The organism is Stenotrophomonas sp. ZAC14A_NAIMI4_1, assembly GCF_003086915.1.
Lineage (GTDB): Bacteria > Pseudomonadota > Gammaproteobacteria > Xanthomonadales > Xanthomonadaceae > Stenotrophomonas.
In genome coordinates this window covers 2,319,719-2,338,676 of record NZ_CP026002.1, presented here as the reverse complement: position 1 = coordinate 2,338,676, position 18,958 = coordinate 2,319,719, and the positions used below count along the sequence as shown (strand labels likewise).

Annotated in this window: 17 protein-coding genes; 6 read left to right on the top strand and 11 right to left on the bottom strand. The window is 69.5% G+C overall.

Annotation, left to right across the window (positions count from 1 at the left end):
• The first annotated feature begins 122 nt into the window (after positions 1 to 122).
• Complete coding sequence (locus C1926_RS10640; RefSeq protein ID WP_108759168.1) at positions 123 to 413, top strand: hypothetical protein; 291 nt, start codon at positions 123 to 125, stop codon at positions 411 to 413.
• A gap of 55 nt (positions 414 to 468) precedes the next feature.
• On the opposite strand, the gene ilvD is transcribed toward C1926_RS10640, so the two are convergent.
• Positions 469 to 2,307 carry a dihydroxy-acid dehydratase gene (gene ilvD, locus C1926_RS10635; RefSeq protein WP_108759167.1) on the bottom strand — a complete coding sequence of 613 codons (1,839 nt, stop codon included), beginning with the start codon at positions 2,305 to 2,307 and terminating at the stop codon, positions 469 to 471.
• 348 nt (positions 2,308 to 2,655) lie between these two features.
• On the opposite strand from ilvD, the gene C1926_RS10630 reads away from it, so the two are divergent.
• Genes C1926_RS10630 through C1926_RS10620 form a run of 3 tightly spaced genes read left to right on the top strand, consistent with a single transcriptional unit; the run spans position 2,656 to position 5,070 of the window.
• Positions 2,656 to 3,225: a DUF1190 domain-containing protein gene (locus C1926_RS10630; protein WP_079224108.1), complete on the top strand. Its 570-nt coding sequence runs from the start codon at positions 2,656 to 2,658 to the stop codon at positions 3,223 to 3,225.
• A 7-nt stretch (positions 3,226 to 3,232) separates the two neighbouring features.
• Positions 3,233 to 4,411, top strand: coding sequence for a glutathionylspermidine synthase family protein (locus C1926_RS10625; protein ID WP_079224106.1), 1,179 nt, complete (start codon positions 3,233 to 3,235; stop codon positions 4,409 to 4,411).
• The gene (locus C1926_RS10620) at positions 4,411 to 5,070 is read left to right on the top strand and encodes a hypothetical protein (protein ID WP_108759166.1); all 660 of its coding nucleotides are present in this window, start codon (positions 4,411 to 4,413) and stop codon (positions 5,068 to 5,070) included. The genes C1926_RS10625 and C1926_RS10620 overlap by 1 nt, the downstream gene beginning before the upstream one ends.
• Positions 5,071 to 5,668: 598 nt before the next feature.
• Here the strand turns inward: C1926_RS10620 and C1926_RS10615 are convergent.
• The 10 genes from C1926_RS10615 to C1926_RS10570 all read right to left on the bottom strand — a co-directional run bounded on the left by C1926_RS10615 (position 5,669) and on the right by C1926_RS10570 (position 17,185).
• Entirely contained in the window at positions 5,669 to 6,967 is a 1,299-nt protein-coding gene (locus C1926_RS10615) for a DUF58 domain-containing protein (protein ID WP_108759165.1), read from the bottom strand.
• Complete coding sequence (locus C1926_RS10610) at positions 6,964 to 7,950, bottom strand: MoxR family ATPase (protein ID WP_108759164.1); 987 nt, start codon at positions 7,948 to 7,950, stop codon at positions 6,964 to 6,966. The genes C1926_RS10615 and C1926_RS10610 overlap by 4 nt, the downstream gene beginning before the upstream one ends.
• Positions 7,947 to 9,137, bottom strand: coding sequence for a DUF4350 domain-containing protein (locus tag C1926_RS10605; RefSeq protein WP_108759163.1), 1,191 nt, complete (start codon positions 9,135 to 9,137; stop codon positions 7,947 to 7,949). The genes C1926_RS10610 and C1926_RS10605 overlap by 4 nt, the downstream gene beginning before the upstream one ends.
• Entirely contained in the window at positions 9,134 to 10,771 is a 1,638-nt protein-coding gene (locus C1926_RS10600) for a DUF4129 domain-containing protein (RefSeq protein WP_108760675.1), read from the bottom strand. The genes C1926_RS10605 and C1926_RS10600 overlap by 4 nt, the downstream gene beginning before the upstream one ends.
• Complete coding sequence (locus C1926_RS10595; protein ID WP_108759162.1) at positions 10,761 to 11,753, bottom strand: stage II sporulation protein M; 993 nt, start codon at positions 11,751 to 11,753, stop codon at positions 10,761 to 10,763. The genes C1926_RS10600 and C1926_RS10595 overlap by 11 nt, the downstream gene beginning before the upstream one ends.
• A complete protein-coding gene (locus tag C1926_RS10590) occupies positions 11,750 to 12,439 on the bottom strand; it encodes an RDD family protein (RefSeq protein WP_108747625.1) in 690 nt (229 codons plus the stop codon). The genes C1926_RS10595 and C1926_RS10590 overlap by 4 nt, the downstream gene beginning before the upstream one ends.
• Before the next feature lie 123 nt (positions 12,440 to 12,562).
• Positions 12,563 to 13,093 (bottom strand): gamma carbonic anhydrase family protein, encoded by a 531-nt coding sequence (locus C1926_RS10585; RefSeq protein WP_079224098.1) that lies wholly within the window; start codon positions 13,091 to 13,093, stop codon positions 12,563 to 12,565.
• A 121-nt stretch (positions 13,094 to 13,214) separates the two neighbouring features.
• On the bottom strand, positions 13,215 to 14,033 hold the full coding sequence (locus tag C1926_RS10580) for a nucleotidyltransferase domain-containing protein (protein ID WP_108759161.1): 819 nt from the start codon (positions 14,031 to 14,033) through the stop codon (positions 13,215 to 13,217).
• Between the two features lie 174 nt (positions 14,034 to 14,207).
• Entirely contained in the window at positions 14,208 to 16,097 is a 1,890-nt protein-coding gene (gene mnmG, locus C1926_RS10575; RefSeq protein ID WP_108759160.1) for a tRNA uridine-5-carboxymethylaminomethyl(34) synthesis enzyme MnmG, read from the bottom strand.
• Between the two features lie 581 nt (positions 16,098 to 16,678).
• Complete coding sequence (locus C1926_RS10570; RefSeq protein ID WP_108759159.1) at positions 16,679 to 17,185, bottom strand: hypothetical protein; 507 nt, start codon at positions 17,183 to 17,185, stop codon at positions 16,679 to 16,681.
• A gap of 158 nt (positions 17,186 to 17,343) precedes the next feature.
• Here C1926_RS10570 and C1926_RS10565 point away from each other — a divergent pair, with 158 nt between their 5' ends.
• Together C1926_RS10565 and C1926_RS10560 are read left to right on the top strand one after the other, a co-directional pair.
• Positions 17,344 to 18,306 (top strand): pyridoxal-phosphate dependent enzyme, encoded by a 963-nt coding sequence (locus C1926_RS10565; protein ID WP_079224086.1) that lies wholly within the window; start codon positions 17,344 to 17,346, stop codon positions 18,304 to 18,306.
• The gene (locus C1926_RS10560) at positions 18,291 to 18,935 is read left to right on the top strand and encodes a YdcF family protein (RefSeq protein WP_079225422.1); all 645 of its coding nucleotides are present in this window, start codon (positions 18,291 to 18,293) and stop codon (positions 18,933 to 18,935) included. The genes C1926_RS10565 and C1926_RS10560 overlap by 16 nt, the downstream gene beginning before the upstream one ends.
• Positions 18,936 to 18,958: the final 23 nt, after the last annotated feature.

The following is an 18,958-nucleotide window of genomic DNA, read 5'->3' as shown; positions in this document are numbered from 1 at the left end:
TCGGGTCCCCAGCACGAGTATCCCGGCACCGTAACCAACCAGCACAGGTAGTGCCGGCCGCTGGCCGGCAACCTCGAAGATCGGACTACCATGGCGCGACTGCACGCGCGGAAGGGAGTCAGATGCACGACTGGACCATCATCGCGACCCACAGTGATTGGATCGCCGCCACGTTTGAACTCGTCCTGCGCGATTCAACTCAAACCGAGCGCCGCATGCAGTTCGATGCGGTCGAGCACGTGATGCTGGACAGGAGCGAGCCGTGGGGACCGAGTGCATCGATCAACGTCGTGACGGCCAGCGAAGATCGCGCCGAAGGTGTCATCCGCGTGGTGTTTGAGCTGCAGTCCGGCGGTGCGATCCACATTTCGGCAGGGGCGTGCCGCCTGGAGGGCGAGCCGTTCGTGTTCTGAATGCCGTGCTGGGGTCGGAGCCCTTTCTGCGAAAGGGATCCGACCCCACGCCAATTCAATCGCCCAAGAGAGCCGTATTGCGCACCGCGCCCTTGTCGGCACTGGTAGCCAGCAGCGCGTAAGCCTTCAGCGCACTGGTGACCTTGCGCGGGCGTGCTTCGCGCGGCTTCCAGCCACGGGCGTCGGCGTCGGCGCGGCGCTGGGCCAGGGTGGCGTCGTCCAGCAGCAGGTCGATGCGGCGGGCGGGGATGTCGATGCGGATGCGGTCGCCGTCTTCCACCAGGCCGATCGTGCCGCCGCTGGCGGCTTCGGGCGAGACGTGGCCGATCGACAGGCCCGAGGTGCCGCCGGAGAAACGACCGTCGGTCAGCAGCGCGCACTGCTTGCCCAGCCCCTTCGATTTCAGATAGCTGGTGGGGTAGAGCATTTCCTGCATGCCCGGGCCGCCCTTCGGGCCTTCGTAGCGGATGACCACCACGTCGCCTGCCTTCACTTCGTCGGCGAGGATGCCGGCCACGGCCGCGTCCTGGCTCTCGAACACGCGCGCGCTGCCTTCGAACACGTGGATGGATTCGTCCACGCCGGCGGTCTTCACCACGCAGCCATCAACGGCCAGGTTGCCGCGCAGCACGGCCAGGCCACCTTCGGCCGAATAGGCGTGCTCGACGCTGCGGATGCAGCCTTCGGCGCGGTCCACGTCCAGCGTGGGCCAGCGCGTGGCCTGGCTGAAAGCCACCTGGGTGGGAATGCCGGCCGGTCCGGCACGGAAGAAGTCGTGCACGCTGGACTCGTCGCTGACCGCCACGTCCCAGCGCTCGATGGCATCGGCCAGGGTGCGGCTGTGCACGGTCGGCACGCCGGTATCCAGCAGGCCGCCACGCGCCAGTTCACCGAGGATGCCGTACACGCCGCCCGCGCGGTGCACGTCTTCCATGTGGTACTTGGGCGTGTTCGGGGCCACCTTGCACAGCTGCGGCACCCGCCGCGACAGCGCATCGATGTGGGTCAGGTCGAAGTCCACTTCGGCTTCCTGCGCGGCGGCCAGCAGGTGAAGGATGGTGTTGGTGGACCCGCCCATGGCGATGTCCAGGGTCATCGCGTTGGCGAACGCGGCCTGGGTGGCGATGCCACGCGGCAGCGCGCTTGCTTCCTCGCCGCCGTACCAGCGGTGGCACAGTTCGACGATCAGGCGGCCAGCGCGCAGGAACAGCTGCTCGCGGTCGGCATGGGTGGCCAGGGTCGAGCCGTTGCCGGGCAGCGACAGGCCCAGCGCTTCGGTCAGGCAGTTCATCGAGTTGGCGGTGAACATGCCCGAGCACGAGCCGCAGGTGGGGCAGGCGCTGCGCTCGAACTCGGCCACCTTTTCATCGCTGGCGCTTTCGTCAGCGGCGATGACCATCGCATCGACCAGGTCCAGCTTGTGCTCGGACAGCTTGGTCTTGCCGGCTTCCATCGGGCCGCCGGAGACGAACACCACCGGGATGTTGAGGCGCAGCGCAGCCATCAGCATGCCGGGGGTGATCTTGTCGCAGTTGGAAATGCACACCAGCGCATCGGCGCAGTGCGCGTTGACCATGTATTCGACCGAGTCGGCGATGATCTCGCGGCTGGGCAGCGAGTACAGCATGCCGTCGTGGCCCATGGCGATGCCGTCGTCCACGGCGATCGTGTTGAATTCCTTGGCGACGCCACCGACCTTTTCGATCTCGCGCGCAACCAGCTGGCCGAGGTCCTTCAGGTGCACGTGGCCGGGCACGAACTGGGTGAAGGAGTTGGCGATGGCGATGATCGGCTTGTGGAAGTCGCCATCCTTCATGCCGGTGGCGCGCCACAGGGCGCGGGCGCCGGCCATGTTGCGGCCGGCGGTGGAGGTGCGGGAGCGGTATTCAGGCATGGCTGGCGGAACGGGCGGGCCGTACAACGTGGGGTCGCTCGATCATGGACAATTTTTTCGGTTGCTGCTGCAACCACCTTCGCCGCTTGCAGCGGCTTGGTGGTCCGCGCATTTCCCCTTATCCCCCCGCCGGGCATGGCAGGTCGCCGCAGAGATGTGCCAACCAAGGTTGGCACCTACCAGAGCGGTGCGTCGCCCGGGGTCGGATCCCATCGCGGCGCGATGGGCTCTGACCCCGGTGGTCAACGAAAATGAAATTCCGTTCATCTTTCCCACTTTGCCGATTCCGGTTGTTGGCCCGGATTTGGCATCATTGGGGGAATTGATCCGACTCCGAGGCATGACGCCATGAAGCGTTCCCGCACCACCGCGCTGCTGTTGATGAGCGCTGCACCCCTGCTGTTCACCGCCTGCCAGAAGGAAGAGCAGGTGCAGGTGCAGGAAGGCCTGTACACCTCGGTGCAGGCCTGCACCGAAGCGACGGGCGACCCGTCCTCGTGCCGCAACGCCTTTGCCGAGGCGCAGCAGAAGGCCGCCGATGCGGCGCCGAAGTACGCCAGCAAGGAAGCCTGTGAGCAGGACTACAAGCCCGAGCAGTGCGTGCAGCAGCACACCTCGGCCGGTACCTCGTTCATCGGCCCGATGATGATGGGCTTCTTCATGTCGCAGATGCTGAGCAACCGCGGTGGCCTCGCCCCGCAGGCGCCGGCGTCGGCCCCGGCCTACCAGGACAAGAACGCCGGCTGGGCGCGCCCGGCCCCGGGCGGCACCGGTGGCATGAACACCGCCAGCGGCATCGGCGCGGGCAAGGCCGGCCTGGCCCCGGTCAGCAGCGAGCCGAACCGCGCCGTCACCGCCAGCCGCAGTGGCTTCGGCAGCACCAGCGCCCGCCGCAGCGGCGGCAGCTTCGGCGGCTGATCGACCCATGCAGCGAATTCGCATTGCCGAGCGCGCCCAGTGGCGGGCGCGCGCGGAGGAAGCCGGTTTCCGCTTCCATACCATCGATGGCCAGCCGTACTGGGATGAAAGCGCGTATTACGCCTTCACCCTGCGCCAGATCGAGGTGGACATCGAAGACCCCAGCGCCGAGCTGCACCAGATGGCGCTGGACCTGGTGGGCGATGTCATCGCCAGCGAGCGCCTGATGGACCAGCTGGCGATTCCCGCGCAGTACCGCGACTGGATCGCCGAGAGCTGGCGCCAGCGCCAGCCGCACCTGTACGGGCGCCTGGACCTGGCCTATGACGGCACCGGCCCGGCCAAGCTGTACGAACTGAACTACGACACGCCGACCTCGCTGTTCGAGGCGAGTTTCTTCCAGTGGCAGTGGCTGGAGGACCAGCGCAATGCCGGCCGCCTGCCGCAGCACGCCGACCAGTTCAACGGCATGCACGAGGCCCTGGTCGAGCGCTTCGGCGAGCTGGCCGTGCGCCTGCCGCCGCCGCTGTATTTCAGCGCCGTGGGCAGTTCGGACGAGGACCGTGGCACGGTCGATTACCTGCGTGACTGCGCGGCCCAGGCCGGCCTGCAGGGCGAGGCGATCGCCATCGAGGATATCGGCCTGTCCGAGGATGGCCGCTTCACCGCGCTGGACGACACGGTGATCGGCACGCTGTTCAAGCTGTACCCGCTGGAAGACCTGATGGCCGAGGAATTCGGCCGCGCGCTGCCCGGCTCGGGCATCCAGCTGCTGGAACCGGCGTGGAAGGCGGTGCTGAGCAACAAGGGCATCCTGCCGCTGCTGTGGCAGCGCAACGTGGGCCACCCGAACCTGCTGGAAGCGCACTTCGATGACGGCAGCGCGCTGGCCTCGGGCTGGGTGCGCAAGCCGCTGTTCTCGCGCGAAGGCGCCAACATCGAGATGCACCTGGCCGATGGCAGCACGCAGCGCAGCGACGGCCCGTACGAAGGCCCGGCGATCATCCAGCGCGCGCACCCGCTGACCCGCTTCGAAGGCGGTTATCCGCTGGTCGGCAGCTGGGTGATCGGTGACCACGCCTGCGGCATCGGCATCCGCGAGGACGACAGCGCGATCACCCGCGACAGTGCGCGCTTCGTGCCGCACGCGATCGTGGACGAGGCGCCGACGCGGATCTACGTCTGATGGCGGTGCGGCGCGACCGCACCCCGCGGCTTGCCGCGCCGCCGGGTCGCCATCGGGATGATGGCCATGCCCTGTGGCGCTATGCCGACCGGGTGGCGGTGCGCTGCCACCGCTGTGATACGCCTGGCTGGGTGACCGGACCCACCGACTCGCGGCGCTTCCGTTGCCTGGGGTGCAGCGAAGCACTGGACGGCGGTTGCGGCTGCGGTCGCTGCAGGCCCAGTGCCTGGGTGGGGCCGGTGCGCTACAGCGGCTACCGGCCGTGTGGCTACTGCGGCCACAAGTGGGTAAGCGCTGAAGCGCACCGTGCACGCGCGACGGCGCCGCTGCGGACGCTGTCGGCGGATTGCAGCCAGTGCGGCCGCAGCAGTGAGGTGGAGGTCACCCTGTCGCGGTGGCGTGGCAACGAAGCCATCGACCCCGATTTCGGCCTGCCGCTGCGGTTGGTGGAGAAGACCGCTGCCGGCCTGCTGTGGGCGTACAACGCCGAGCACCTGCAGGCGCTGCACGACTACGCTACCGCCACGCTGCGCGAAGGCAGCGGGCATCATCGCTCGATGTTTTCGCGCCTGCCGCAGTGGATGAAACTGGCCCGCAACCGGGTGCTGCTGCAGCGCGCGGTGGAGCGGTTGCAGCGGCGGTTGCTGGCGACCACGTAACGGTTTCTGGTAGATGCCAACCTTGGTTGGCGCCGTGGGTTGTGTGCCAACCAAGGTTGGCACCTACCAGAGCGGTCGCGGACCATGGCGATGCGGCGGCCGCAACCATCCGCCGGGCATGGCCTGTGCGGTTGCTGCAGGGGGAGGTAGTGCCGGCCGCTGGCCGGCAGCTGTCTGCCTTTTCGGTAGATGCCAACCTTGGTTGGCGCCGTGGGTTGTGTGCCAACCAAGGTTGGCACCTACCAGAGCGTTCGCGGACCAGGGCGATGCGGCGGCCGCAACCATCCGCCGGGCATGGCCTGGGCGGTTGCTGCAGGGGTAGTGCCGGCCGCTGGCCGGCAGCTGTCTGCCTTTTCGGTAGATGCCAACCTTGGTTGGCGCCGTGGGCTTCGTGCCAACCAAGGTTGGCACCTACCAGAGCGGTCGCGGACCATGGCGATGCGGCGTGCTGCTGCAGCGGCGTTTGCTGCGGGGTAGTGCCGGCCGCTGGCCGGCAGCTGTCTGCCTTTTTGGTAGATGCCAACCTTGGTTGGCGCCGTGGGTTTCGTGCCAACCAAGGTTGGCACCTACCAGAGCAGTTGCGGCCCGGCGCTACCGGTCAGAGCAGGCCTTCGCGCTTCACTGCCAGATACCGTTCCACCAGCGCGGCGGGCAGGGCGTCGGCGGTCACGTCCAGCACCATCACCTTCTCGCTGCGCAGCGCTTCATGTGCCTTCGCGCGCTGCTGCAGGTACAGCGCGGCAGCACCGGCCTGGGCGGCGTCTTCCAGCGTGTGCACCTCGCCATCCAGTGCGGTGTCCAGTTCGCGTTCGCGCAGGCTGGCCACGCACACCAGGTGGCGGCGCTGCAGCAGGCGCACCGCGGCCAGCAGGTCTTCGATGTCTTCGTCGCGCACGTTGCTGACCAGCATCACCAGCGCGCGCCGGCGCTGGCGCAGCGAGACTTCGGTGGCGGCGGCCAGGTAATCGGTGGCCACGGCCTGCGGCTGCAGGTCGTAGCTGGCGCGCAGCAGGTGTTCCACCGTGCCCATGCCACGCTGCGGCGCCACCCAGCGGCGTTCGCCACCCACCGCGAACAGGCCGGCGGCATCGCCCTGGCGCAACGCCAGGTAGGCCACCACCAGCGACGCGTTCAAGGCATGGTCGAAGTGCGAAAGACCGCCTTCGCTGGCCAGCATGCGCCGGCCGCTGTCGAGCATCAGCAGCAGCTGCTGGTTCTTCTCGTCCTGGTACTCGCGCGAGATCAGCTTGCGCGCGCGCGCGGTGGCCTTCCAGTCGAGCTGGCGCAGGCTGTCACCGATGCGGTACTCGCGCATCTGGTGGAAATCGGTGCCTTCGCCGCGGCGCCGCTTCACGTGTGCGCCCACCAGCCGCGACGCCTGGTCGGCACTGAACAGGGCGAAGCGGGTGAGTGGCACGAAGTTGGGATAGACCCGCACTTCCAGCGCCGGCGGCAGCGTGCGCTGCTGCCACCACAGCCGCCACGGCGAGCGGATGCGTACGTCCACGCCATCAAACTGGAAGCGCCCGCGCTGCTGCGGCTGCACCTGGTAGTGCAGGGTGCTGGCGTGGCCGGCGCGCAGCTGCAGGCGCTGCGGCAGCGCTTCCAGCGGCCAGCCACCGGGCACGCGATCAAACACGTCCACCCGCATCGGCTGCTCGGCCAGCAGGCGCAGGCCGATCTCGCGGCGTACGCCCAGTGCCAGGGCTTCGGGTACCTGGCGCTGCACCTGCGGCGAAGCACGCCGCCACTGCCGCCACAGGTCGGCCAGCGCCAGCACGGCCACCACGGCACCGCCCACGGCCCAGCTCCAGCGCGGCAGCAGCCCGCCCAGCACCAGGCCGCCCAGCGTGGCCCAGGCGGCCAGCAGCACCAGCAGCAGCGGCGCAGGCCTCATCGGCGCGGCGCTTCCACCTTGGCCAGCAGGGCGCCCAGCACGTCGTCCGGGCCCTGGCCTTCGATCTGCAGTTCCGGCGCCAGTGCGATGCGGTGGCGCAGCGCCGGCCGTGCGATGTCGCGCACGTCGTCGGGGGTGACGAAATCACGACCGGCCAGCACGGCCTGCGCACGCGAGGCACGCACCAGCGCGATGCTGCCGCGCGGGCCGGCGCCGACGGCGATGCCCGGCCAGGAACGGGTGGCGGCCACGATCCGCACCGCATAGTCGATCACTTCGTCGTCGACGGTGATGGCGGCGGTGGCCCGCTGCAGGGCCAGCAGTTCGCCGGCGCCGAGCACGCGCGGCACCTGGCTGAGGTCGAAATCGCTGGCGGCGCGGCCCAGGGTGATGGCCGTGACCATGCGCTTCTCATCGTCCAGCTGCGGGTAGTCGATCAGCACCTTCAGCAGGAAGCGGTCCAGCTGCGCTTCCGGCAGCGGGTAGGTGCCTTCCTGTTCCAGCGGGTTCTGCGTGGCCAAGGCCATGAACGGCGGCGCCAGGGTGAAGGCCTTGCCTTCGATGGTCACCTGGCCTTCCTGCATCACTTCCAGCAGCGCCGACTGGGTCTTGGCCGGGGCGCGGTTGATCTCGTCGGCCAGCAGCAGGTTGGTGAATACCGGGCCGCGGCGGATCTTGAAGCTCTCGCTCTTGGGGTCGTACACCGCGTGGCCGCTGACATCGCTGGGCATCAGGTCGGGGGTGAACTGCACGCGCCCGTAGTCCAGCTCCATGGCCTGCGCCAGCGCACGCACCAGCAGGGTCTTGCCCAGCCCGGGCACGCCTTCGATGAGCACGTGGCCGCCGGCCAGCAGCGCCACCATGATCTGGTCGAGCACGTCAGCCTGGCCGATGAAGGCGCGGCCGACGGCATCGCGGATGGCGTCGACGCGTTCGATCAGGCGGGCGGCAGCGGCCGCCGGAAGCTCAGGGGCATCGGTCATAGCAGGGATCTCATCTGGAGCAGCAAGCGGATGCGCTCGCGCAGGGCGGAGGAATCGTGCGGCGAAGGAGTGGTGAGGGCGGTGGCCACGCGGCTGGCCGGCCACTGCAGTACCTCGGCGATGGCCTGGTCGCGGGCAGCGCCGTCCAGCGCGGCCGCCACCGGCGCGCGCAGGCGCAGGCGATGCAGGAACAGCGCCTGCACCGCGTGGTACAGCTGCGTGCCATGGCCGAAGCGCATCAGCAGCTCGCCGCTGGCACGCACGTGTTCCAACAGCGAGCGGCGCTCGACCACGGGCGAGGGCAGCACGCTGCCCAGGCGCTGCGCGCGCGCCCACAGCCAGCCCAGCAGGGCCAGCAGCAGCGGAATCCACACCGGCCACCCCTGCAGCACGATGCGCGCCAACAGCGTCGGCGGGCGGCTGCCGTAGACCAGCCACACCGTGCCGCGCCCGTAGTTGGGGTCCAGCAGGTAGCGGGTCAGGTCGCGGTGGGACAGATCGTGCAGGCCATCGCGCTGCGGCGCGTCCTTGGCCGTCGCGCGCTTGCGCGGCAGCGTACCGGTGCCCGCGCCCAGCATGAAATCCATGTCGGCCAGCACATCGATGCGGCCCTGGCCATGGCGCAGGCGGGCGAAGGCGAGGCCTTCTTCATTGCCCCAGCGGCGCTCGGCCGCGGCGCTGGCCTGGAAGCCCAGGCTGAAGCGGCGACCCCCGCAGAATTCCACGTGGCTGGGATCATCCACCACATGGAAGGGCTGGCAGTCGTTGCCATGGAACAGGCTTTCCACGCCGATGCGATCCAGCAGCGGGCCCTGGGTGGTGCTGGTCTTGTCCTCGCCCGGCGGCTGCGTGCGCAGCAGCAGGTGGCCGCCCCGCCCGACCCAGTCCAGCAGTGCCTGCGCGGTGCCCGGCGGCATTTCGCGGGTGTCCTGCAGCAGCACCACGGTGTCGGTGTTGCCCAGGGGCATCTTTGCCAGCTGCAGGCGTTGCTGCGACTGCACCTCGATGCCATCGGCGCGCAGCGCCTGGCCCAGCACGTACAGCGGGTTGTAGCTGGCTTCGCCGCGTGGCGGCAGCACCACGGTTTCGGTCACCTTCTCGTGCGTGCGCAGGAACAGGATGGCCAACGGCACGCCCAGCAGCACCAGCAGGCCGAGCAGCAGGGCCCAGAAAACGCGCGGGCTCATGCCTTCCACCCGAACTGCTGGCGCAGGGTCGCGGCCAGTCCATCGAACTCATCGCGCGTGGGCAGGCGGCCGCCATACGCGGCGTACTGCCACGTGCGCACGATGCGCGCGAACAGGTCGCGGTCCGCCGGCTGCGGCATCCGCCGCGAGGCGCGCAGGCACTGCGCTTCGGTGGCGCCGGGGGGCAGGGCGTTGCCGGTGCGCTCGACCAGGGTGCGCACGCTGGCGCGATACAGCAGGGCCAGCGCCTGGCGCGGGCGTCCCTGGTCCCAGAGCAGGCCGGCCTGGGTAGCCACATCCGGCGGCAGCACCACCGGCACGTCCACGGCTTCTTCCTGCACGCGCGGTGCGTCCTTCGCCTTGCGCCGGCCGGCGCCGCGCAGCCACGGCCACCACAGGCGCGCGGTCAGCAGCAGCACCAGCACCACCAGGCCAAGCAGGCCCCACAGGCCCCATTCGGCCACGCGTGCCAGCAGTTTCAGCGTGCGCTTGCGTTCGCCCGCTCCGCTGCTGGCCGCGTCATCCTTGCTGTTGTTCTTTGTGGCGTCTTTCTTCTTCTCGGCGTCCTCGATCGGCTTCCACTCGGTCACCTGGCGCAGTGGGCGCTGCAGGGGATCCTCGTAGGCACGGTTCACCGCCTGGCGGAAGCCGGCCGTGTCGACCGGTTCCTCTCCGAAGATGCCGGCGGCGGTGTTGGCGGGATCATTGGCGGCGTTGGCCCGGGTGCCTTCGGTTTCGTCCCCGTTGCCGTGCCCGGCAGCCAGGATCTGCTCGGCCAGCTCGCGGGCAGCATCCGCTTCGGCATCCTGCGCATGCGCCGGGGCCAGCGGCAGCGCCAGCGCCAGGCACAGCAGCAGGGCCAGCGTCGATGCCGCCGGCAGCAGCCGCTCGCGCAGCCGGCGCAGGGCGATCTCCACGTCCCACGCTTCCATCTGCGTGCGCCGGTTGAGGTACAGGCCGAAGCCGGCGCCGACGTAGAACGGGCCGATCAGTGCGGCGCTGAGCCAGCCCAGCAGGTTCAGCAGCAGATCCGCCCATGGCGGGGTTTCAACGCTCAGCATCGCCCAGGCGGCGCGCCACGAATCGGGCAGCAGTTCCAGCGGGATGAACATGAAGACCGCAGCGATCGCACCCAGCACCAGCACCATCTCGAAGGCCACGCAGACCAGCGCCAGGATGATGGCCGGACCGGCTGCACCGGCCGCCACCGCGCGCCGTCGCGGCCCGCGCTGCGCCGGGGCGTTGCCTTCCAGCAGGTTGACCGGCAGGCACAGGCTGCGCAGCAGGCTGAAACGGCGCCAGCCCAGGTAGCCCCAGAACCCGGTGCCGCCCCAGTGCCGCTGCGCGGCCAGTGCCGCGCGGGCGCCCACCTGCTCGCCGAAGATGCCACGCGACAGCACGTACAGCGGCGCGCGCTCGAACAGCGGCTTGCACCACCACATCGCCAGCGATGCCCAGGCGAAGCCATCCAGCCACCAGGCCAGCGCGTTGAACAGCACGAACAGCGGCGCACTGGCCAGCAGCCAGCTGCCCCACACCGCGCGCGCATGGCGGCGGGTCAGGGCCGTGCCCAGTTCCATGGCTTCCCAGCTGCTGCGCGCGCGCAGGGCCACGTCCAGGTGGTCAATCCGCACGTTCACCCCCGCGACCGCCACGCCACAGCCACAGCAGCACACCGGCCCACAGCACGCCGGCCACGCTGTACTTGGCCCACGCCGGGATCTGGGCGATCGACGACCAGAATGCTTCCACGAAGGCCGCCAGCAGCAGCATGAAGGCCACGCCCAGGCACAGGCGCGCACCGATGCGGCCGCCTTCCACCAGCGCGTCGATGCGGCGGCGGCGGCCGGGCGCGAGCAGTTTCATGCCCAGCTGCAGGCCGGCGCCGCCAGCGATGACGATGGCGGTCAGCTCGAAGGCGGCATGGCCGACCACGAAGCGCCAGAACGGATCGCCGTGGCCGATCTGCTGCAGGTGGCCCGCCACCGCGCCCATGATGACGCCGTTGAACAGCAGCACCAGCAGCGTGCCCAGCCCGGCCAGCAGGCCGCTGGCGAAGGTGCGCAGGGCGATGCTGATGTTGTTCATGATGTAGTAGCCGAACATCATCCAGTCGGTGCCGCTGTCACGGCCCAGGCGGTCGGCCGCGGGGTCGTACATGCGTTCCATCTCGGCGATCTGGCTGTTGTCCATCAGCAGGTGCACGCTGTCCGGGTACAGCTGCACCACCACGAAGCAGGCCAGCGCCGGCACCGCGAACATCGCCAGCGCCACCCACATGCTGCGTGCCTGGCTGCGCACCAGCATCGGGAAGTCGGCCACCAGGAATTCCAGCGCCCGCCGCCAGCGCACCGGCGGCGTGCGGTACAGCACGCTGTGGCCCTGCTGCATCAACTGCTGCAGGCGGTGCACCAGCTGCGGGCTGTAGCCGCGCTCGCGGGCCAGCGCCAGCTGCTGGCACAGGCGCCGGTAGCGTTGGGGGAAGGCAACATCACCGGGATCACCGGCGTCGGGCCTGCGCCGCTTGCGGCGCGAGGCGCCCGCGCGCTGCTGCAGCCACTGCTCCAGTTGCTGCCATTCCTGCTGGTGGCGGGCGACGAACTGTTCCTGCTTCATCGGCGGCCCAGCAGCCAGTTGGCCATCGCATACAGGCGCAGCACGCCCACCTGGCCGGACGCGCCGGTCAGCGGTTCGGCGATGCCCGCCAGTTCCTGCTGCCGGCCCGGCGACAGGCGCGGCGCGCGCTCGGCAAAGGCCATCACGGCGGCCTGTTCCTGCGGGCGCAGGGGCTGCGGCGGTACCAGCACGCTGTCGATGGTGGCCGGTGGCTGCAGGTAGCGCATCGGCTCGTGCACCACCACGGTGCCGGCCACCAGGTCGCCGAGGCGGCGCCCATAAGGATCGAACAGGCTGCTGAGCAGGCCCAGGGCATAACCGAACGGCAGCATGTCCACGGTGCGCAGCAGGTTGCGGGTGATCGAGGCCATCCAGCCCACCGGTGCGCCATCGCGCGACAGCACGCGCAGGCCGAGCGCGCGCTTGCCCAGGGTGCGGCCCCACAGCGCTTCGCACACGATGGGGTAGGCCCACATCAGCAGGAACATCGCGGCCATGTAGATGCCGCGGCCGAATTCATCGAGCAGGGCCAGCGGAATGGACAGCACCACCAGCGCGCCGAAGCGGATGCCCAGGTCGACCAGCCAGGCCAGCGCACGCGGCATCGGCCCGGCGGTGGGCAACTGCAGCGGCACGCCTTCCGGCGTTACCACCTCGCGGTAGGTATCGAGCATGGGCGCGGCCATCAGTGCGATGGCCGCGGATGTGGGCGCTGGAGTCCTCTCCGGCGTGCTGCCACAGGCATGGGGGTCTCGACGGTTCCTGGTCGGGCCCCGACTTTAGCAGAGCGCCGTGGCCGGCGAAGCGCCTCAGCCCAGGTATTCGTCCTTCAACCGCACGTAATGGTCGGCCGAGTAATGCAGCGACTCGATTTCCTTGTCGCTGAGCGTGCGTGCCGGACGCGCCGGGTTGCCCACCCACAGCTCGCCCTCGCCGACCACCTTGCCCGGGCCGACCACCGCACCGGCGCCGACGAAGGCATGGCGCTCGACACGCGCGCCGTCGAGGATGCACGCGCCCATGCCGATGAGGCTGTAATCGCCGATGGTGCAGGCGTGGATGATGCAGCCGTGGCCGACGGTCACGCCTTCGCCGATCAGGGTCGGGTAGCCGGCCTTGTTGTACGGGCTGTGGTGGCTGACGTGGATGATGGTGCCGTCCTGCACGTTGGTGCGCGCGCCGATGCGGACGAAATTGACGTCGCCGCGGATGACGGTGCCCGGCCAGATGGAGACATCGTCGGCCAGTTCCACGTCACCGATGAGAGTGCAGGCCGGGTCGACGTACACGCGCTCGCCGAGGACGGGCATCTTGTCGCGGAAAGGGCGCAGGGGGTTCATCGGTGTCTCCAGGTGGGGCGATTGCGACGATGATACGCGGCCAATCCATCGGTAGCGCCGGGCCATGCCCCGCGGATGTTCGCGTGCCGCTGCGCTCGCCGGGCATGGCCCGGCGCTACGCCTATGCCGGCGCGTGCGTCGCCAGCATCTGCCGGAACAGGCCGTCCAGCCAGGCAGCGTCACCGTGGCCGGCAGGCAGTTGCGGCCCCTCGGCGCGCGCGGCCAGCGTGGTGTCGATGTAATCGCTGATGGCCGCAATGCGCGGGCCGGCGGCGACTTCGGCACTGGCACGCTTGACCACCAGCAGCGCGTCGATGGCCTCGCGCACGGCACCCTGCGGCAGCAGGCGCTCCAGCAGGTCCTCGAAGGCCATCGGCGGCGGTGTTTGTTCCTGCTCGATCCACTGGCAGGCCAGCAGCGGGCGCAGCACGTACAGGTACTTCTTGGTGCGCACGGTTTCGCCGCGCAGGTAGCCGCGATGGTTGGAGCGCGCCATGTTGAAGTAGTGCCACCACGTGCCCAGCGGTGAGTAGAAGCGCTCGGCAGCCTGCCACAGGCAGGCCACGGCGTCGGCATCGTGCTGGTAGATGATCGGCGAGCGCAGCCACTCGATCAGCGTCGGGTTGGACTTGGACACCAGCCGCAGCGCCTTGCGCAGGTCCCAGCCGCTGACGTCCAGCTCGTCATCGATCGGCAGCTCGATCACATCGCGCTGCGCGTCGCCGGGGCCGGTGGCCTCGTTGACGCTCAGGTACCACGGCTGGCGGTGCACGTAGATGAAGCGCGCATCGTAATCGCTGTCGGGCGAGGAGAACCCCCAGCCGCGGCTGCCGGATTCGCAGGCCAGCAGCACGCGCACGTCGTGCGTGCGTTCGATGTCGGCCAGGGTGGCGAGGATGGCGGCGCGCTTGTCCGGCGCGATCGGGTGGATGTCGTCCATGCAGTGCGGATTCGTAGCGTCGGGCCTGCTCGACTGTAACGCACAGCGTGGCCCATGCATGCGTGTCGACCAAGGTCGACACCTACCAGAGCTGGTAGCGCCGGGCCATGCCCGGCGGATGTTCGCGTGCCGCTGCGCTCGCCGGGCATGGCCCGGCGCTACCGCTGATGCGCGTTACGCGACGCGGCCGCGACGGGCGCGTTCCAGGTGCACCAGCAGCAGCGAGATTGCTGCCGGGGTCATGCCGGGGATGCGCTGTGCCTGGCCGATGGTCTGCGGGCGCACGCGTTCCAGCTTCTGCAGCACTTCGGCCGACAACCCACGCACGCTGGCGTAGTCGAAGCCTTCGGCGATCGGCGTGGCTTCGTGGCGCTGCTGGCGCTCGATCTCGTCGCGCTGGCGGTCCAGGTAGCCGGCGTACTTCACGCCGATCTCGACCTGCTCGGCCACCTTGCCATCGGTCACGGCCGGGCCCAGCGACGGCACCTGCATCAGCTGCGCGTAATCCAGCTCCGGGCGCTTGATCAGGTCCAGCACGTTGGTTTCGCGGCTGACCGCCACGCCCAGCGTTTCCTGCACTTCGCGGCCCAGCGCATTGGCCGGCGTCGCCCACAGCGCACCCAGTCGTGCGCGCTCGGCGGCCACGGCGGCCTGCTTGGTTTCGAAGGCGCTCCAGCGGCGATCATCCACCAGGCGCATCGCGCGGCCGGCCGGGGTCAGGCGCTGGTCGGCGTTGTCCTCGCGCAGCTGCAGGCGGTACTCGGCGCGGCTGGTGAACATGCGGTACGGCTCATTGGTGCCGTGGGTGATCAGGTCATCGACCAGCACGCCCAGATACGCTTCGTCGCGGCGCGGGCACCAGCCGTCCAGCCCGCGCACCTGGCGGGCGGCATTGAGGCCGGCCAGCAGGCCCTGCGCGGCGGCTTCTTCATAGCCGGTGGTGCCGTTGATCTGGCCGGCGAAGAACAGGCCGTTGACCAGCTTGGTTTCCAGCGAGGCCTTCAGGCCGCGCGGGTCGAAGAAGTCGTACTCGATGGCATAGCCGGGGCGGGTGATGTGCGCGTTCTGGAAACCGCGGATGCTGCGCACCATCTCCAGCTGCACGTCGAACGGCAGCGAGGTGGAGATGCCGTTGGGATAGATCTCGACGATGCCCAGGCCTTCGGGCTCGACGAAGATCTGGTGGCTGGCCTTCTCGGCGAAGCGCACCACCTTGTCCTCGATGGAGGGGCAGTAGCGCGGGCCGATGCCCTCGATCTGGCCGCTGTACAGCGGCGAGCGGTGCAGCGCGTCGCGGATGATCTGGTGGGTCTGTTCGGTGGTGTGGGTGATCCAGCAGCTGACCTGCTGCGGATGCTCGTCCACTGAGCCGAGGAAGGACATCACCGGGCGCGGCGTGTCGCCGGGCTGCTCGTCCATCACGCTGTAATCCAGCGAGCGGCCGTCGATGCGCGGCGGCGTGCCGGTCTTCAGGCGGTCGACCTGGAACGGGCGCTCGCGCAGGCGTGCGGCCAGCGTGGTGGCCGGCGGGTCGCCCATGCGGCCCGCGGCGTACTGGGTCGGCCCGACGTGGATCTTGCCGGCCAGGAAGGTGCCGGCGGTCAGCACCACGGCGTCGGCATCGAAGCGCAGGCCGGTCTGGGTGATGACCCCGCGCACGGCGTCGCCTTCGATGACCAGGTCATCGACGGCGGCCTGGAACACGGTCAGGTTGGCCTGGCCTTCGACGATGGCGCGGATCGCCATGCGGTACAGGTTGCGGTCGGCCTGGCAGCGGGTGGCGCGCACGGCCGGGCCCTTGGAGGCGTTGAGCGTGCGCCACTGGATGCCGGCCCGGTCGGCGGCATGCGCCATCGCGCCGCCCAAGGCGTCGATTTCCTTGACCAGGTGGCCCTTGCCGATGCCGCCGATGGCCGGGTTGCAGCTCATCGCGCCCACGGTTTCGATGTTGTGGGTCAGCAGCAGGGTGCGCACGCCGGTGCGGGCCGCGGCCAGCGCGGCCTCGGTGCCGGCGTGGCCACCGCCGATGACGATGACGTCGTAACGATGGAAGGACTGGGTCATGGGGGCAGGTCAACAAGGGACGGGCGCGGCCGGGGGCGGCGCCGGGGTGGCGATTTTAGCGCCATTCGGAGGGGGGCGACGGGCCCGGATCGGGTGCGGGATGAAATCCGCCCTAAAGTTGGCAGGATTTTTGCAGATAACCCAATAGCACCCATCGTGGCTGGCGCCGTAGGCGCCGTTGACCGGAATTGGAACAGGGGCCGGTACAGGCGCACGGTGGGGAAGCGGGGGGCCGGCAGTCGGGGGACTGTCCGGCCCTGTTTTTTTGGCGGCTTGCCGGCAAAGACCATCCACGCATGGCGTGGATCTACTGACGCCAAAAACAAACGGCCCCGCATTGCGGGGCCGTCTGCTTTCAGAGGTGCCGACATCCGACAGGGCCGGAACAGGGGGGATCCAGATGTTCCTGTCGGATATCGACGTAGAGCTGTTTGGGACCGGCCCTTAACACTTTCGTCACTTTGTGACGCGGGCCGTCACCACCGGCGTAGATTGCGGCCTGAACCGGATGAAATGCAAGATGTTTCAGGGCCCAACTGTGCGCTGCGTCGCACGATTCATGTTTCGCTACGGGGAACCGTTCATCGTTCCATGTTTCGCCACGGGGACCCGTTTGACCTCGGCGCACGCGGTGCCGGTGCCGGACGTGACTGCGGTGGTGCAGACGGGCGAGCCTGGGGCGGCGCAGACGGACGCGCCTGGGCCGGCCTGCCAGCCTGCGGCGGGCGACGCATCGAGTCCATGTTGCGCCAGGGCGAACCACCGTTGTTCTGGCGCGGCGGCGGCGGCGGACGGTTCTCGCCACCGTTGCCCGGGCGCGGCGGCGGGCGGTGGTTGTGGTGCGGCGGCCGGTAGACCGGGCGCGAGTAATAGGGGTTGCCGTAGTAGCCATAGCCGTAGCCACCACCGCCGTAGCCACCGTAATACGGGTAGCCATAGGTGGACGGGTAGCCATACGGATAGCGGTACTCCGTCGACGGGGCACCGTGGTAGTAACTGCCACCGCCGCCACCGCCGACATAGTCGTAGGTGGAACAGCCGGTGAGGGCCAGCAACAGGCCACCGGCAAGCAACAGGCGCGTTTTCATGTGGGTCCCCCCAAGGACGGGTGTAGGGCCAGCTTCGTGCGTGGGCATTGAATCCCCCCTTAACTGTGCCGGCCCAGGATGAATGGCGGTGAAGGCCAGCATGCTGGCACGGCAAGGTGCGTGGCCGCCAGCGTCGGGGCATACGTTAATCTTGCGTCATGAGCGATCCACTGTTGCCCCGCGCCGAAGATGTCCTGGCCGCCGCCGCGCGGATCGCGCCGCATGCCCACGTCACCCCGGTCCTGCGTTCGCACACGCTGGATGCGCTGGCCGGGGCACAACTGGCGTTCAAGGCCGAGCACCTGCAGCGGGGCGGCGCGTTCAAGTTCCGCGGGGCCTGCAACGCGGTGTGGTCGCTGGACGCCGAGCGCGCCGCGGCGGGCGTGGTCACCCATTCCTCCGGCAACCATGGCGCGGCGCTGGCCCTGGCTGCCCGCACCCGCGGCATCCCGTGCCATGTGGTGGTGCCCGAAGGGGCGGTGGCCGCCAAGCTGGCCAACATCGCCCGCCATGGAGCCACCCTGTGGCGCTGCCCGCCGACCATTGCCGACCGTGAGGCCACCTGCGCCCGGGTGCAGGCCGATACAGGCGCGACCCTGGTCCATCCCTATGCCAACCCGGCGGTGATGGCCGGGCAGGGCACCGCGGCACTGGAGCTGCTGCACAGCGACGGCCCGTTCGACGTGCTGGTGGTGCCGGTGGGCGGCGGTGGCTTGGCCAGCGGCACTGCCCTGGCCCTGCAGCACGCCAGCCCGCAGACCCGCCTGGTGCTGGCCGAGCCGGCCGGCGCTGATGACACGGCGCGTTCGCTGGCTGCTGGCCAGCGGATGACCGATTTCACCCCCGACACCTTCTGCGATGGCCTGCGCACCCTGATCGGCGCGCCGAACTTCCAGCTGCTGCAGGCGGCCGGTGCCGAGGTGATCGTGGTCGACGATGACGCCACCCGTGCGGCGATGCGCCTGCTGTGGGAGGTGCTGAAGCAGGTGGTGGAACCGTCCTCGGCCATCGTGCTGGCGGCGGTGCTGGCCCAGCCGGCGCGGTTTGCCGGCCAGCGCGTGGGCCTGGTGCTGTCCGGCGGCAACGTCGATCTGCCAGCGCTGCGCTGGGAGGCGGCGTGAGCCGCGGCCGTCATCGACCGGGCACCGGCCTGCTGGGCTGGCTGTGGCGCCTGTTCGTGCTGGTGCTGGTGTGGCTGCTGGGCGTGACCGCCTGGATCGTCTGGGTGGGTGAGCGTGACCAGGCCGCCAAGGCCGACGCGATCATCGTGCTGGGTGCAGCGGCCTACGATGCCAAGCCTTCACCGGTGTTTGAAGAACGCATCCGCCATGGCCTGGACCTGTACCAGGCCGGCTATGCGCCGTTGCTGATCTTTACCGGTGGCTACGGCGGCACGGGCGCACGCTTTTCCGAATCGCAGGTGGCACGGCGCTATGCGCTGAAGCACGGGGTGCCCGATGACGCCATCCTGATCGAGACCGCCTCGCGCAACACCGTGCAGAACCTGGTGGAAGCCAAGCGGCTGATGGAGCAGCGCAAGCTGCATACGGTCATCATCGTCAGCGACCCGCTGCACATGGCCCGCGCGCTGCGCCTGAGCCAGGCGCTGGGCATCGATGCGCTGGCCTCGTCCACGCCGAGCACGCGCTTCCGCAGCTTCCACACCAGCTGGCGTTTTCTGGTGCAGGAAATCTATTTCTTCCACCGCGACCTGGTGCGCCCGCCGTTGAGTTCGACGGCCAATACCTGAGCGGCTGCCGCTGCGCTCGCCGG

Coding starts and splice junctions, on each gene's coding strand:
- C1926_RS10640 (WP_108759168.1), top strand. CDS start 123: ATGCACGACTGGACCATCATCGCGACCCACAGTGATTGGATCGCCGCC.
- ilvD (WP_108759167.1), bottom strand. CDS start 2,307: ATGCCTGAATACCGCTCCCGCACCTCCACCGCCGGCCGCAACATGGCC.
- C1926_RS10630 (WP_079224108.1), top strand. CDS start 2,656: ATGAAGCGTTCCCGCACCACCGCGCTGCTGTTGATGAGCGCTGCACCC.
- C1926_RS10625 (WP_079224106.1), top strand. CDS start 3,233: ATGCAGCGAATTCGCATTGCCGAGCGCGCCCAGTGGCGGGCGCGCGCG.
- C1926_RS10620 (WP_108759166.1), top strand. CDS start 4,411: ATGGCGGTGCGGCGCGACCGCACCCCGCGGCTTGCCGCGCCGCCGGGT.
- C1926_RS10615 (WP_108759165.1), bottom strand. CDS start 6,967: ATGAGGCCTGCGCCGCTGCTGCTGGTGCTGCTGGCCGCCTGGGCCACG.
- C1926_RS10610 (WP_108759164.1), bottom strand. CDS start 7,950: ATGACCGATGCCCCTGAGCTTCCGGCGGCCGCTGCCGCCCGCCTGATC.
- C1926_RS10605 (WP_108759163.1), bottom strand. CDS start 9,137: ATGAGCCCGCGCGTTTTCTGGGCCCTGCTGCTCGGCCTGCTGGTGCTG.
- C1926_RS10595 (WP_108759162.1), bottom strand. CDS start 11,753: ATGAAGCAGGAACAGTTCGTCGCCCGCCACCAGCAGGAATGGCAGCAA.
- C1926_RS10590 (WP_108747625.1), bottom strand. CDS start 12,439: ATGGCCGCGCCCATGCTCGATACCTACCGCGAGGTGGTAACGCCGGAA.
- C1926_RS10585 (WP_079224098.1), bottom strand. CDS start 13,093: ATGAACCCCCTGCGCCCTTTCCGCGACAAGATGCCCGTCCTCGGCGAG.
- C1926_RS10580 (WP_108759161.1), bottom strand. CDS start 14,033: ATGGACGACATCCACCCGATCGCGCCGGACAAGCGCGCCGCCATCCTC.
- mnmG (WP_108759160.1), bottom strand. CDS start 16,097: ATGACCCAGTCCTTCCATCGTTACGACGTCATCGTCATCGGCGGTGGC.
- C1926_RS10570 (WP_108759159.1), bottom strand. CDS start 17,185: ATGAAAACGCGCCTGTTGCTTGCCGGTGGCCTGTTGCTGGCCCTCACC.
- C1926_RS10565 (WP_079224086.1), top strand. CDS start 17,344: ATGAGCGATCCACTGTTGCCCCGCGCCGAAGATGTCCTGGCCGCCGCC.